We start from the raw sequence: 13,657 nt of genomic DNA, 5'->3' as shown, positions 1-13,657 counted from the left end.
CTGGATCGCCGCGGCGCGCGCGAGCTGGTTAGCCTTACCGGTCACGAAGTTGTCGAAGGTCAGCACGGGATTCAGCTTCGAGCGCTCGTACATCGAGTCGTTCTCGCTGCTCGCTGCCGCGCCCGCGCCTTGGCCTGGACGCCACGTGCGGCGTCCGGCGGCGGCTTCGTTCGCGTCCAGGCTCGGCAGGTCGAGGTCTGCGGCGTCTTCGGCGGCGCTGCGTTGGTGCGCGTTTTGCGCGGCGAGCGCCGCTGCCGCGGCTACGGGATTCGCGCGCGAGGCATGCGCGGCCTGCACGGCGCCGACAGCCGCATCTACGGCCGCGACGCCCCCGGCATTCCCGCCTTGCGGCGCAGGTGAAGCCGGGCGTGGCGACGACGGAGCCGGCGCCGCGGCCGCCGGGGCGCGCATGCCGGCCTTCGGATCCAGTACGAATTGCACGTCCACCGGCGTATGCCAGAAATCGCGGGCCATATCCGCAATGCGGCCGGAGAACTGGCTCTTGACCCAGTCGAGCTTGAAGCGGTTCGGCGCGGCAATGCTCAACGTATTCGCATCGGCGTCGAAGGCGACCGGGGCCAAGGGTTTGATCCACGTCACGTACTGCTGGGGCGTAAGCTCTCGCTCCAGCAATGCGGAACAGTGTTGCCAGAATTCGTTCATCAAGTTGCTATCGTTATGGTGTGCACGGCGGTCGCCGCTGCCCCTGTCGCGCACGCGCAACAAGGCCCTGAGCAGCCAGGCGTAACGGCCCCAGGCGCCTGTGCCACAAGGGTCTGCGGGACAAGCGTGCCGGAGCGACGTGCAACATTTTTGGGAAGTAAGGCGAGATTCTAACGCCAAAACGGACCCGAAAGTGAGTTATCCACAGGGACGGATCATCTGGTCCCACAAGCATCGGCTGCGCCGGAGGATGGCTAAAGTATTGACGGCCAACGGAAAACCAGTTTAAATAGCGGGTTCCGCGAAAACCAATTTCAGTGAACCACCGGCCATTGCGCTTTCAGCGATGATCGCGCGGTTTTTTTCGATCAAGTGAGAGCAACATGAAACGTACCTACCAACCTTCCGTTACCCGTCGCAAGCGCACCCACGGCTTCCGCGTTCGCATGAAGACCGCTGGCGGCCGCAAGGTCATCAACGCACGTCGCGCGAAGGGCCGCAAGCGCCTCGCGATCTAAGGCAAGCGGATTGCGCGCTGTGACTGAAGCCCGTGGCGAAGCGGGATCGGCCGGGGCGCAGCAACCGGGCTCGGTTCCGTTGCGAGCGCAAGCCGCCTTCCCCAAAGCCGCAAGGCTGCTAAAAACGGATGAATTTTCATCCGTTTTTCGTTTGCGGCCGTGGCGCCGTACCGCGCACTTCGTCGTGTACGGCCGGCCCACCGGCAACGAGGCGCGTCTTGGTCTCGTGATCGGCAAGAAGTATGCGCCGCGCGCGGCCACGCGTAATCTGGTGCGCCGGATCGCGCGCGAAGCCTTCCGGGTCCGTCGTGTGGAATTCGGCGGTTGGGATGTGCTGCTGCGTCTACACACGCGTTTCGACAAAAAGGCTTTGCCGAGCGCGTCGTCGCCCCCGTTGAAGGCGCTGTGCCGCAGCGAAATCGAAGCGTTGCTCGACAAGGCAGCGCGCGAAATTACCCGTCGTCAGGCGCCGCCCGCGGAGGCGCCCAGGACGGAATGACGCGGTGACCGCTCGCACCACGGTCGCCGCAACGGGCGTTGCGCCGGCAGCTTCAGGGCGCGGGCGTCGCTCGGTACTCCACGTTGCGCGGCGCCGTTCGGCCGCACCTGCCATGCAAACGGTACTCTTCGCTTTATTGCGTTTTTACAAGCTTGCCGTGAGCCCCATGCTCGGCAACCGGTGCCGTTTTTACCCTTCCTGCTCTGATTACGCGCGCGAGGCAATCCAGTATCATGGCGCCGCGCGCGGGACTTATCTCGCCGTGAGGCGTGTTTGCCGCTGCCACCCGTTTTCCGCGGGCGGCATCGATCTCGTCCCGCCACCCACCTCTGAAAAGCGCTGACGCGCCGTTCCATCGACACTGAGACAACGCATGGATATCAAACGCACCGTCCTATGGGTCATCTTTTTCATGTCAGCTGTCATGCTGTTCGACAACTGGCAACGCGACCACGGACGCCCGTCGATGTTCTTCCCGAGCACGACGCCGACCCAGACCGCCGGCAGCGCTGCGCCGGGTACCACGACGCCGGGCACCCAACCGGCCGATCTGCCGGCCACCAACGCGGCCGCGCCCGGCAACGCGCCGGCAGCCGCGCAATCGCAGCTCGTGAAGTTCGGCACCGACGTCTATAGCGGCGAAATTGACACCCGCGGCGGCACGCTGTCGCGGCTGTCGCTCGTCAAGCAGGGCGACGGCAAGCAGCCGGACCTCGTAATCACCCTGTTCGACAAGACGAACAATCACACGTATCTGGCGCGTACCGGCCTGCTTGGCGGTGATTTCCCGAATCACAACGATGTCTTCACGCTGATGCCGAACCAGCCGACCCAGCTGGCTGAGGGTCAGAACTCGTTCCAGATGAGCTTCGAGTCGCCGGAAAAGGGCGGCCTCAGGGTCATCAAGACGTATACGTTCACGCGCGGCAGCTACGTGATCGGCGTCGAGACCAAGGTACAGAACGTCGGCACCACGCCGGTGACGCCGCAGGTCTATATGGAGCTCGTGCGCGACGACCAGCCGGTCGAAACGCCGCGCTTCTCGCACACGTTCATCGGACCGGCTGTCTACACGAACGAGCATCACTTCCAGAAGATGACGTTCAGCGATCTCGACAAGAACAAGGAGAACTTCGCGACGTCAGCCAACGACGGCTGGGTCGCGATGGTCCAGCACTACTTCGCGTCGGCGTGGATTCCGCAGGAAGGCGTGAAGCGCGAGTTCTACGCCGAGAAGATCGATCCGTCGCTGTATCGCGTCGGCATGAAGCAGGCGATGCCGACCATCCAGCCGGGCCAGACCGTCAGCGTGTCCGCGCGTCTGTTCGCCGGTCCGGAAGAAGAGAAGATGCTCGCTGGCATTGCCCCGGGCCTCGATCTGGTGAAGGACTACGGCTGGGTCACGATCATCGCGAAACCGCTGTTCTGGCTGCTGTCGAAGATCCACAGCTATGTCGGCAACTGGGGCTGGTCGATCGTGCTGCTGACGCTGCTGATCAAGGCGGTGTTCTTCCCGCTGTCGGCCGCGAGCTATAAGTCGATGGCGCGCATGAAGGCGATCACCCCGCGCATGCAAGCGCTGCGCGAACGCTTCAAGGGCGATCCGCAAAAGATGAATGCGGCGCTGATGGAGCTGTACAAGACCGAGAAGGTCAATCCGTTCGGCGGCTGTCTGCCGGTCGTGATCCAGATCCCAGTGTTCATCTCGCTGTACTGGGTGTTGCTGTCGTCGGTGGAAATGCGCGGCGCGCCGTGGATTCTGTGGATTCAGGATCTGTCGCAGCAGGACCCGTATTTCATCCTGCCGGTCCTGATGGCCGTGTCGATGTTCCTGCAGACCCGCTTGAACCCGACGCCGCCGGACCCGGTTCAGGCAAAGATGATGATGTTCATGCCGATCGCGTTCTCGGTGATGTTCTTCTTCTTCCCCGCGGGTCTCGTGCTGTACTACGTCGTGAACAACGTGCTGTCGATCGCGCAGCAGTACTACATCACGCGGATGATGGGCAGCTCGAAGGCGAAGCCGGCCTGATGTTCCGTCCCGCGGCGGTCCGCATGGCCGCCGCGCCGCAAGCTGAAAACGAAAAGCCGCCCGGTGCGAACCGGGCGGCTTTTTTTTGACATGCGGTGGAAGGAAATGCGGCCGGCCGCCGCGCTTAAATTGCGTCGCTCACTCTTCGTCGGAATCTTCGCCGTAAAAGCGCACGATCATTTCCTCGACCAGATTCCGGTCCTTCGGGGTCAACGATGCGATCTTGGAAGCGAGCTCGATCGTTTCCGGCGTCGGCGGATATTTTTCGCCGCGAGCCATCGGTCTTGCGCTGGCGCCGGGCGCGGGTCCGTAATGGAGCCAGTGTTCCTTGACGTTCAACCATTCGGCTAGCGTGCGCAACTTGTCCGGCTTCGGAATCGTCGTACCCGTCAGCCATTTGTGCGCGGTCTGTGGTGTCACGGGCCGCTCGCCGTGATAGCGAAGATTGAACTGCTCGGCGAGTTTGGTCCCGCCGCGAATTTTCAGCGGCTCGAGCAGATCCTTCAGCCTCTTGGCGAACGCGGCTTTTTCTTTGTCGGTTGGCATGGGCCAGATTGTGCGATTCAGCGTTCACCTAGTTGACAACCAATCAAGCTTTGTTTTCTCCTATTTGAGATAGTTTTAGCTTGCAGCGCGCGCCCGGTAACGCGTTGCACGGATTCGATTTTTTTCATCTCTCTATTGCCTGGCCTGGCTTTGCCTGAACCGACGGTCCCATCAAATCTCAATTGTTCTTAAGAATCGTAGTAACGATCCTAGCTTACTTAAGATAAATCTGAGTTGCTCGGATCGTAGGGCGAACCAGCGCGCCATTCGCTTCACATCCTTGCCGCCAACCCTTCCGTCCGAAGCGCGCGCGTTACAATGCCTCGCGCCGACTCGACCGACGCGGCGCTGCCCTCCCCCTCGCGTTTTCCCCGACTTTCCATGCTCACGACCGACTCCGATCCCATCGTTGCCATTGCTACCGCGCCCGGCCGGGGAGGCATCGGCGTCGTGCGGATTTCGTTCGGTCGCGCTGGCGCGGCCGCCGCCCAGCCATTGATGCAGGCCCTCACCGGCCAGACGCTCGCGTCGCGTCACGCGAGCTATGTGCCGTTTCTCGACGCGAGCGGCAATCCGCTCGACCGCGGCATCGCGCTGTACTTCCCGGCGCCGCATTCGTACACCGGTGAGCACGTGCTCGAACTGCAAGGCCACGGTGGCCCGGTCGTGCTGCAGTTGGTCTTGCAGCGCTGTATCGACGCCGGCCGCGCGTTCGGCCTGCGGCTCGCCGAGCCCGGCGAGTTCACGCGTCGCGCGTTTCTGAACGACAAGCTCGACCTCGCGCAGGCCGAAGCCGTCGCCGATCTGATCGAGGCGAGCACCGAGGCCGCCGCGCGTTCGGCCGGCCGTTCGCTCGACGGCGCGTTCTCGCGCGACATCCACGCACTGGTCGAAGAAGTGATTACGCTGCGGATGCTGGTCGAAGCGACGCTCGACTTCCCGGAAGAGGAAATCGACTTTCTCGAGGCCGCCGACGCGCGCGGCAAGCTCGCGCGCATACGAGAGCGTCTCGCTCATGTGCTCAGCGAGGCGCGCCAGGGGGCGTTGTTGCGCGAGGGTTTGTCGGTCGTGCTGGCGGGGCAGCCGAACGTCGGCAAGTCGTCGTTGCTGAACGCGCTCGCCGGGGCCGAGCTCGCGATCGTCACGCCGATCGCCGGCACCACGCGCGACAAGGTCGCGCAGACGATCCAGATCGAAGGCATTCCGCTGCACGTGATCGACACGGCCGGCCTGCGCGAAACCGAGGACGAGGTCGAAAAGATCGGCATCGAGCGCACGTGGGGCGAGATCGAGCGCGCGGACGTGGTGCTGCATCTGCTCGACGCGCGCACCGGCATGACGGGCGACGACGAAACGATCGCCGGACGCTTTCCGCGCGGCGTGCCGGTCGTACGCGTGCTGAACAAAACCGACCTGACCGGGCTCGCGCCAGCGACCCAGGCGCTCGACGCCGATCTCGAACTCAGCGAAGTGCGGCTGTCGGCGAAGAAGGGAGACGGCGTCTCGCTGCTGCGCGATGAGCTGCTGCGAATCGCCGGCTGGCAGGCGGGCGCGGAGAGCGTCTATCTCGCGCGCGAGCGGCACCTGATCGCGCTGCGCGCGGCCGACGAGCATCTGGCTACCGCTGCCGCGCATGCGGAGCAGAACGCGCAGGCGCTCGATCTGTTCGCCGAGGAATTGCGGCTCGCGCAGGATCAGTTGAATTCGATCACCGGTGAGTTCAGTTCGGACGATCTGCTCGGAGTGATTTTCAGCCGATTCTGCATCGGCAAGTAACGCAGAACTTGTTCGTCGACGCGGTCCCACCGCCATTTGGCCTTTTTTGGTCAAATTGGCCACGCGGCCGCGCGATGGAAAATCGCACTCCGTCGACCAAAAACGCGGTAAATCTTAGGTACACAATTAATCCCAAGGTTTAAAATCCCCGCTGTCCGAGCCTAACCGTAGAGCGTCGCCAAAACCATGCCCCGCCTCGCCACCCCGCTGACCGAATCCGAGATCCGCGCACTCGAACCCCGCGCGACCCGCTACTGCGTCGCCGACGGCAACGGCCTCGTGATCGAGGTCATGACGACCGGCACCAAGGTCTGGCGCTTCCGCTATACGTTGAACGGCAAGCGTCAGCCGCTCGCGACCATCGGCGATTACCGGATGATTTCTCTGCGCGTCGCGCGCGCGAAGGCGCAGCGGTACGCGGCACTCGTCGCGCAGGGCATCTCGCCGGTGGCGACCGCGCGGCGCGATCGGGGTGCCGAGAGCAAGGCCGACGTGCTGCGCGAAGCGGCCGAGCTTTATCTCGCGACGGCGCTGGCCGGCAAGTCGGACGAATATCGCCGCACCACGCGGCGCGCGCTCGACAAGGACGTGCTGCCCGCGATCGGCAACAAGCCGATCGGCGCGGTCAGCGCCGACGACATCATCGCGATCTGCGAGCGCATCAAAAGCCGCGGCTCGCCGAAAATGGCGCTGCACACGCGCAACGTCGTAAAGCGCCTGTACGCATACCTGATCGCACGGCAGCTCGCCACCGGCAACCCCGCGGAAGTCGTGCCGGCGCGCTCGATCGCGACCTTCGACAGCCGCACCCGCGTGCTGTCCGGCGCCGAGATCGGTGTCATGCTGCGCACGATCGACACGTCGAATATCCGCCGCCCGCTGAAGCTCGCGCTGCATCTGCTGGTGCTGACGATGGCGCGCAAGTCGGACCTCGTCGAATCGACATGGGCCGAGTTCGATCTCGACAACGCGCTATGGGCGATCCCCGCCACGCGCCTGAACGCGCGGGAAGACCGCATCGTCCATCTGCCGCGTCAGGCGGTTGCGCTGCTGCGCGAGTTGCAGCGCGCCCGCGCCAGCGAGACGTTCGTATTCCCGAGCGTCAGGGGCGGCGATCGGCCGATCGCCAAAAGCACCCTGAACCAGGCGGTCAAGGCATTGGGGCTCGACGTTGAGCATTTCGTGCTGCATGACTTTCGTCGCACCGCGTCGACGCATCTGCGCAATATGGAGCAGCAATCAGGCGCGGGGGACGACATCGCGAATCGTGATGCGACCTATGAAGCGACGCGGCAGCGTCACATGCTTCAGAGTTGGGCAGACTTTGTCGATAGCCAGATGGAAGACGCACGGCAGACGGCGAACGGGACGGCTTGACGGCATCGTCATGGGTTTTGGCGCCATGTGACGTTTGCCTTCACGCCGGAAACGGGATGGTACACAGGCTGATACGGCGTCGTCAGAAACCTAAGCAGACAAAGGAAAAATCATCGAACAATAAGGTTTCCAACCCGGGCGCAAACGCACCTTTTTCCGCTTCTTTCGACAGTTTCACATCGTCGTTCTTGCCCCGCTTCCTTCGCCTACACTGAGAGATGGATGCAAGCCGATACGGAGGTTCCGATGCCTGAATCAATGCTCGCCTACCTGATGGGGCCCGCCGTCATGCTGTTGGTCGGCTTTGCCATCTGGATGATGTCGCGTCACCGCGATCCGTCCAAGCCGCCCAGGCTCGAGCGCTGGCTCGACACGCATTACGCGGAGTGGCTGCATCACAAGCACTAAGCCGTGCTTCATATGGAAAAGGCCGTCGCATTGAGCGACGGCCTTTTTGTCTGCGCGTTGCCAGTCCGAATCACCCGCGCATCAGAGCCTGTCCGCGCTCACCACTGCGGCTCGGGTTGCGGCTGCGCGAGCCGTATTGACCGGGCGGCGGTGCGCCGCACGCGACATAGGCGCGCTGATACTGGTCATAGCAGTATCCGGGCGGCGGTGCCGCGTAAGCCGGCGCGGGCTGATACGCGGGCTCCGCATAGACCGGCTGCGGATACGCGACCACTGGCGCCGGCGTTAATGCCGAGCTGACCACCGCGCCCAGCACCGCACCACCGATAAGGGCGCCCACCACATCGCCGCCGTTTCCGTGCGCGGACGCCTGGCCCGCCACCGTCAAACTACCCGCCATTACCAACGCCACTGCGATCTTTTTCATTTTGAGCTCCCGCCGTTCAGGCATGGACGAATTGTCGCCAAGGCGGACGGAAATAGATGCTGCAGTTGGTAACCGGACATTAACTCTGTAACAGACACATAACGTTCCATGTGAAATCCGGCGCATGGCATTGCGCGCTGGACTCGGTGCGGGCGCCGACTATTATCTGACCAGTGGAAGTTTTGACGACGAGGCGCGGTTCTCTGGGGCGCGCTCGTGGCAGTGGCCAACGAGCGCCTTTCCTCTCCCGCAAGCTGACGTGCCTTTCCTGACCTTCATTCTGGCTGAACCACATGGACACCTCTAAACTGCCCCAGAACGTCGCAACGCTGCATCCCGCAGACGAAGCGAACGCGCAGGCGCAAACGCTCGTCGCGGAGGATGCACCCTGTCCCGCCATCGACGATGCGCTCGCGCGCCTCCTCGCCAGTCCGCCGGCGGCCGAGTGCCCGATCATGGTGCTGCTGGTCGACGACGAGGCGACCATCGCCGAGGCGGTGCGCGAGGCGCTCGCCGACGAGCCGGGCGTCGACTTTCACTACTGCGCGTCATGGGAGGACGCGGTGCGCTGCGCCGAGCAAACGCGCGCGACGGTGATCCTGCAAGATCTCGTGATGCCTGGCACCGACGGGCTGACGCTGGTGGGGCAATATCGGCTGAATCCGGCCACGCGCGACATCCCGATCATCGCGCTGTCGACCAGGGAGGAACCGCTCGTCAAAAGCGCGGCATTCGCGGCCGGCTCGAACGATTACCTCGTGAAGCTGCCCGATCGCATCGAACTGATCGCACGCATCCGCTATCACTCGCGCTCGTATCTGAACCTGCTGCAACGCGACGAGGCGTACCGTGCGCTCCGGCAATCTCGACAGCAACTGCTGGCGACGAATCTCGAGTTGCAGCGGCTCACGCATTCGGACGGTCTGACCGGCCTGTCGAACCGCCGCTACCTCGACGAGCATCTCGCCGCCGAATGGAGCCGGGGCACGCGCGACAAGACCACCCTCGGCCTCCTGATGATCGACGTCGACAACTTCAAGGCCTACAACGACACCTACGGCCACGTCGCCGGCGACGAAGTGCTGAAGAGCGTCGCGCATACGATCGAAGCGTGCCTCGGCCGCTCGCCGGATCTCGCCGCGCGCTTCGCCGGCGAGCAGTTCGCGGTGGTCGTGCCGGGCGCGTCGGCGGGCAGCCTGCGCCTGCTCGCGGAGAAAATCCGCATCGCGATCGAAGACCTCGCGATCACCCATGCGGGCTCGGCGGACGGCGTCGTCACGATCAGCATCGGCGCGGCGATGGTGGTGCCGTCGGACGCCGAACCGGTCACGACGCTGATCGAAGCCGCCGAAGTCGGCCTGTATCGGGCGAAACACGATGGCAGGAATCAGGTGGCGGTGAGCGGCTGAGTCCGGCGCCGCCCTTCCCCACCTTCTGCTTTACGCCGCGACGGCGCGCGTATAGCGCTCGGCGGGCGCGCTGCGCGACAGATTCGGCTGCAGATGCAGCCGCGCGCTGTTCATACGCTCCCAGTCGGCGGCATCGGGCAACGACGGGATCGTCACCAGCTCTCCCTGGTCGAGACCGGCAAGCGCCGCGTCGACCATGTCCTCGGCGCTCATCACGATCTGCGAAGGCAGGTTCTCGACCGCAAGACCCGCGCGATCCCAGAACGCGGTGCTCGTCGCACCCGGCAGCACCGCTTGCAGCCGCACGCCCTTGCCGCCCACCTCGTGATGCAGCGACTGCGTGAGGTTCAACACGTACGCCTTGGTGCCGCTATAGGTGCCGTTCAGCAACTCCGGCGACAGCGCGACGATCGACGAGATATTGATCACCGTGCCCGCGCCACGCGCGATGAAACCCGGCAACACCGCCGCCGTCAGGCGCGTGAGCGAGGTGACGTTCAGGTCGATCATCTTCTCGAGTTCATCGATGTCCGAGTCGATCAGCGTCGCGGTCGCGCCGACGCCCGCGTTGTTGACCAGCATCGTGATGCCGCGCTCGGCGCGCAACTGGTTCTCGATGCGGCGCACGTCGGCCTTGTCGGTCAGATCGGCGGTGACGGTGCTCACGCGGCGTCCGGTCTCCTTCGTCAGCCGCTCGGCGAGACTGCTGAGGCGCGCGCCGTCGCGCGCGATCAGCAGCAGATCGTAGCCGCGTCGCGCGAGCCGGTCCGCGTAGACCGCGCCGATACCCGACGATGCGCCCGTCACCACTGCCGTGCCCTTGCCTTCGTTCGAATTGCCTTGTACGCCCTTGTCTGCCTGCGTTGCCATTGAAGCTCTCCTTGCGGGTTGCGCATGATGCGGCCGCCCTGTTCAGTGAATTGGAACATCCGTGAACTCGCCGCGTCGCGGCTTTTGCGCTGATACGGCGGGGTTGACGAGCTCAGTGTAGGCGCGTACCGTTTTGTCTCAAATGTCGTATTTCCCTCGTTTCCGGACAAGCAAATGAAACGCATCGGCGTGGTGGTTTTTCCGGGCTTCCAGATCCTCGACATGGTCGCGGTATCGATTTTCGAACTCGCCAATCAGGACACCGATGAGCCCGCGTACGACGTCGCGGTGATCTCCGAGCACGGCGGCACGGTGCGCAGCTCGGCGGGCGTCGAGGTCGCGACGCGGCCGTTCGGCGATCCCGCCTACGACACGGTGATCGTCACCGGCGCGATGGAGATCGCGCCGTCGTCGCCGGGGCTGCTTGCGTTTCTGAACGACGCCCTCGCCGCTTCGCGCCGCACCGCCAGCATCTGCACCGGCGCATTCGTGCTCGCCGAAGCGGGCATCCTCGACGGCCGCCACGCGACCACCCACTGGGCGCATGCGCGCGACCTGCAGCGGCGCTTTCCGCGCGCGCGGGTCGACGAGGACCGCATCTTCATCGTCGACGGCTCGGTGTGGACCTCGGCCGGCATGACCGCGTGCATCGATCTGTGTCTCGCGCTCGTCGAGAACGACCTCGGCGTCGAGGCGTCGCGCACGATCGCGAAAAAGCTCGTGGTCTATCACCGCCGCACCGGCGGGCAGTCGCAGTACTCGGCGATGCTCGATCTCGAACCGAAATCCGACCGGATCCAGAACGCGCTGTCGTATGCGAAGAGCCATCTGCGCGAGCCGCTGAGTGTCGAGCAGCTGGCCGACGTCGCGCATCTGAGTCCGCGCCAGTTCAGCCGCGCGTTTCGCGACGAGACGCGCCAGTCGCCGGCCCGTGCGATCGAGGCGCTGCGCGTCGAAGCGGCACGCACGATGCTCGAAACCGGCCGTCATTCGATCGAAACGGTCGCGACCGACACTGGCTTCGTCGACCCCGAGCGCATGCGACGCGCCTTTTTGCGCGCATTCGGCCAGCCGCCGCAAGCGATCCGGCGCGCCGCACGTGTGTCGTAAGCGATCGGGTGGAGAATAGGAAACCTGCGGCATGAAGCTGCGCGGCCAAGACGGTGCCCCGCTATCGACCCGCGAATCGAACCCAGCCCCAACGAGCAAAGGAAACGCGATGAGCTATGACGACAGCAACCCGTTCGCCAAAATCTTGCGCGGTGAACTACCGTGCATCAAGGTGGCGGAAAACGACCAGGCACTGGCTTTCATGGACTTGATGCCGCAAGCCGATGGCCATTTGCTCGTCGTGCCGAAAGAGGCGGTGGCGGAAATTTTCGATCTGTCGGATGAGGCGCTGGTCGCGTCGATGCGCATGGCGCAGAAGCTCGCGATCGCAGTGCGTGCGGCGCTGCGCCCGGACGGCGTGTTCATCGGCCAGTTCAACGGCGCGGCGGCGGGACAGACGGTGCCGCACGTCCATTTCCACGTGATTCCGCGCTGGCAAGGTCAACCGTTGAAACTGCATGCGCGCGAGCGCGCCGATGCGGACACGCTCGAAGCGCTCGCCACACGAATTCGAGCGCACTGGCGCGCCCATTGAAGCATCGAGGACGTGCGACTCGCGGCGCACCCATCTACGCGCCGCGCATCGCGGTCACGTGCGGTAACAACTGTAAAAGCCGTTGAAACCACTGGCAGGCGCGGCGCCGCTAGACTGCTACTGCCTTGTGTTCAAGGCATTGAGTGTGGATCTCTTTTTTAGCCTGCCCGCAGCGGCAGGCTTTTTTCTTTGGGCGATCCACTTCGCAATCTCAGATCCGGTCGCGCGCACGGCGCAGCGGATGCCGCCAGTCGATGCGCCGGGGTCGCGCTGGCATTGGTCGTCCTTCGTGCAGGTGTCGGTGCTCCTGCCACAATTCGTCGGAGAAAAGAAACGCGACGATCAGCAGCGGAACGACCAGAAAAATCCCGAGTATCACGTGCTCGTTCACGATAGCCTCCAGGTGCAGGAGATTTGTTTCAATTGTAGAGCACCGCTTGTACCCGCATGGCAGTGCGACGCTGATCGACCCTGGATTCAGGCGGCGCCCGATGGTGCATTGCGCTACGTTCGCGCCGCCCTTGCCTTGTCCGCGTGGCTTTGCGCGCCGTGACCCCGGTTAGTGCGGTTTCGGCAATGAGGCGTTGCAAACGCTTCAGGGCTATCCTCGATATACGGCTGGCACTATTTATTTTCTGCATTTACCTCGTTATTGCGCGTACCGGCTTTTGCCTGCCGAATGACTTTGTGTGCAATGCACAAATTCGTTGATTAAATTGTATTAATTGGCTTAATTGACGCTCCGAGTTTACGCGAATACGCGTGCAAAGCTTTACCAGATAAAGCCGTGCGCACGAGGAGTCTGTTAGTTATCCGTTTCATTGCCATCCAGTCAGGTGCGTGCTCAAGCTTTAAGCAGCCGCTACCGGGAGTGCGACAATTCGCCACTGTTGCGACCGCACACAAGATGTGCTTGTCGTTCTCCTCGGTTCTCCTATAGTGCAAGATGCGGGTCCACCGTTAAAGTTAAATACATAGCTAACCCGAGTATTTTTTCGGCCCGCACCGGAGGGATAAATGAAAGTTCGAATTGCCGTTGTTTTCGCCATTGCGGGATTGGCTGCCGCTAGCGTTCAGGCGCAAGACGTCGTGATCAAGCCGCAGCAAACGATCCAGTTCAAGGCCAATGCGTACGGCTGCGTATCGAAGGACAAGCTCGATGCGGTCGACCACCACGCGCAAGCCGGTGAACAGCAACAAATGCAGGAATTCTTCTCCGGATATCAATGCGTATCGACACCGACCGACTCGAGTTTCCGCGTAGTGCGGGTGGTCGGCCACGACGTCGAGTTCGTGAATTCAGGCAATAGCGACACCGAGGGGCTCTGGGCGAACGACCGATTTATCAAGCAATAAGTACAACGCCGGTATTCCGGCAAAAGCCGGAATACGGTCGCATGCGGATCCGCTGCAGCTTTAAAAGCCGCAGGAGTGGGCGCGTGAGCTAAAGGAAGCGGCTTGGGCATTCAGATGCCAAGCCGTTTTTT

General features: G+C 63.3%; 15 protein-coding genes and 1 pseudogene. 12 read left to right on the top strand and 4 right to left on the bottom strand.

Features of this window, described 5'->3' with window-relative positions; translation table 11 throughout:
• On the bottom strand, nt 1–663 hold a 663-nt coding region (locus L0U84_RS19865; RefSeq protein ID WP_326491183.1), incomplete at its 3' end, for a DnaA N-terminal domain-containing protein.
• Nucleotides 664–1,046: 383 nt separating this feature from the next.
• On the opposite strand from L0U84_RS19865, the gene rpmH reads away from it, so the two are divergent.
• From rpmH to yidC, 4 genes are all read left to right on the top strand, one after another.
• Entirely contained in the window at nt 1,047–1,181 is a 135-nt protein-coding gene (gene rpmH / locus L0U84_RS19860; RefSeq protein WP_004198824.1) for a 50S ribosomal protein L34, read from the top strand.
• A gap of 19 nt (nt 1,182–1,200) precedes the next feature.
• Nucleotides 1,201–1,680 (top strand): ribonuclease P protein component, encoded by a 480-nt coding sequence (locus L0U84_RS19855; RefSeq protein WP_442794018.1) that lies wholly within the window; start codon nt 1,201–1,203, stop codon nt 1,678–1,680.
• 112 nt (nt 1,681–1,792) lie between these two features.
• The gene (gene yidD / locus L0U84_RS19850) at nt 1,793–2,023 is read left to right on the top strand and encodes a membrane protein insertion efficiency factor YidD (RefSeq protein WP_167050029.1); all 231 of its coding nucleotides are present in this window, start codon (nt 1,793–1,795) and stop codon (nt 2,021–2,023) included.
• 30 nt (nt 2,024–2,053) lie between these two features.
• Nucleotides 2,054–3,712, top strand: a complete 1,659-nt coding sequence (gene yidC / locus L0U84_RS19845) for a membrane protein insertase YidC (protein ID WP_233851877.1) — start codon at nt 2,054–2,056, stop codon at nt 3,710–3,712.
• Between the two features lie 138 nt (nt 3,713–3,850).
• Here the strand turns inward: yidC and L0U84_RS19840 are convergent, their stop codons facing one another.
• Complete coding sequence (locus tag L0U84_RS19840) at nt 3,851–4,258, bottom strand: XRE family transcriptional regulator (RefSeq protein ID WP_233851876.1); 408 nt, start codon at nt 4,256–4,258, stop codon at nt 3,851–3,853.
• A gap of 381 nt (nt 4,259–4,639) precedes the next feature.
• On the opposite strand from L0U84_RS19840, the gene mnmE reads away from it, so the two are divergent.
• From mnmE to L0U84_RS19825, 3 genes are all read left to right on the top strand, one after another.
• Entirely contained in the window at nt 4,640–6,034 is a 1,395-nt protein-coding gene (gene mnmE / locus L0U84_RS19835) for a tRNA uridine-5-carboxymethylaminomethyl(34) synthesis GTPase MnmE (protein WP_233851875.1), read from the top strand.
• Nucleotides 6,035–6,220: 186 nt separating this feature from the next.
• Nucleotides 6,221–7,411 (top strand): tyrosine-type recombinase/integrase, encoded by a 1,191-nt coding sequence (locus L0U84_RS19830; protein WP_233851873.1) that lies wholly within the window; start codon nt 6,221–6,223, stop codon nt 7,409–7,411.
• 246 nt (nt 7,412–7,657) lie between these two features.
• Nucleotides 7,658–7,819: a hypothetical protein gene (locus tag L0U84_RS19825; RefSeq protein ID WP_233851872.1), complete on the top strand. Its 162-nt coding sequence runs from the start codon at nt 7,658–7,660 to the stop codon at nt 7,817–7,819.
• 98 nt (nt 7,820–7,917) lie between these two features.
• Here L0U84_RS19825 and L0U84_RS19820 read toward each other — a convergent pair.
• A pseudogene (locus tag L0U84_RS19820) lies at nt 7,918–8,246 on the bottom strand (ecotin precursor).
• Nucleotides 8,247–8,539: 293 nt separating this feature from the next.
• Here L0U84_RS19820 and L0U84_RS19815 point away from each other — a divergent pair.
• Nucleotides 8,540–9,655 carry a diguanylate cyclase gene (locus tag L0U84_RS19815; protein WP_326491182.1) on the top strand — a complete coding sequence of 372 codons (1,116 nt, stop codon included), beginning with the start codon at nt 8,540–8,542 and terminating at the stop codon, nt 9,653–9,655.
• A gap of 30 nt (nt 9,656–9,685) precedes the next feature.
• Here L0U84_RS19815 and L0U84_RS19810 read toward each other — a convergent pair whose 3' ends face one another.
• Nucleotides 9,686–10,525, bottom strand: coding sequence for an SDR family NAD(P)-dependent oxidoreductase (locus tag L0U84_RS19810; RefSeq protein WP_233851869.1), 840 nt, complete (start codon nt 10,523–10,525; stop codon nt 9,686–9,688).
• 174 nt (nt 10,526–10,699) lie between these two features.
• Here L0U84_RS19810 and L0U84_RS19805 point away from each other — a divergent pair, with 174 nt between their 5' ends.
• The 4 genes from L0U84_RS19805 to sap1 all read left to right on the top strand — a co-directional run bounded on the left by L0U84_RS19805 (nt 10,700) and on the right by sap1 (nt 13,526).
• Nucleotides 10,700–11,635, top strand: a complete 936-nt coding sequence (locus tag L0U84_RS19805; protein WP_233851868.1) for a GlxA family transcriptional regulator — start codon at nt 10,700–10,702, stop codon at nt 11,633–11,635.
• A gap of 109 nt (nt 11,636–11,744) precedes the next feature.
• Entirely contained in the window at nt 11,745–12,170 is a 426-nt protein-coding gene (locus tag L0U84_RS19800) for an HIT family protein (protein ID WP_233851867.1), read from the top strand.
• An 82-nt stretch (nt 12,171–12,252) separates the two neighbouring features.
• Nucleotides 12,253–12,723 (top strand): hypothetical protein, encoded by a 471-nt coding sequence (locus tag L0U84_RS19795; protein ID WP_233851866.1) that lies wholly within the window; start codon nt 12,253–12,255, stop codon nt 12,721–12,723.
• A gap of 464 nt (nt 12,724–13,187) precedes the next feature.
• Nucleotides 13,188–13,526, top strand: coding sequence for a surface attachment protein Sap1 (gene sap1, locus L0U84_RS19790; protein ID WP_233851864.1), 339 nt, complete (start codon nt 13,188–13,190; stop codon nt 13,524–13,526).
• The last annotated feature ends 131 nt before the right edge of the window (nt 13,527–13,657 follow it).

This window comes from Paraburkholderia sp. HD33-4 (assembly GCF_021390635.1).
In the GTDB taxonomy this organism is placed as follows: domain Bacteria; phylum Pseudomonadota; class Gammaproteobacteria; order Burkholderiales; family Burkholderiaceae; genus Paraburkholderia.
Note: the sequence above shows the minus strand (reverse complement) of the source record. Positions and strands in the feature narration are given on the sequence as shown.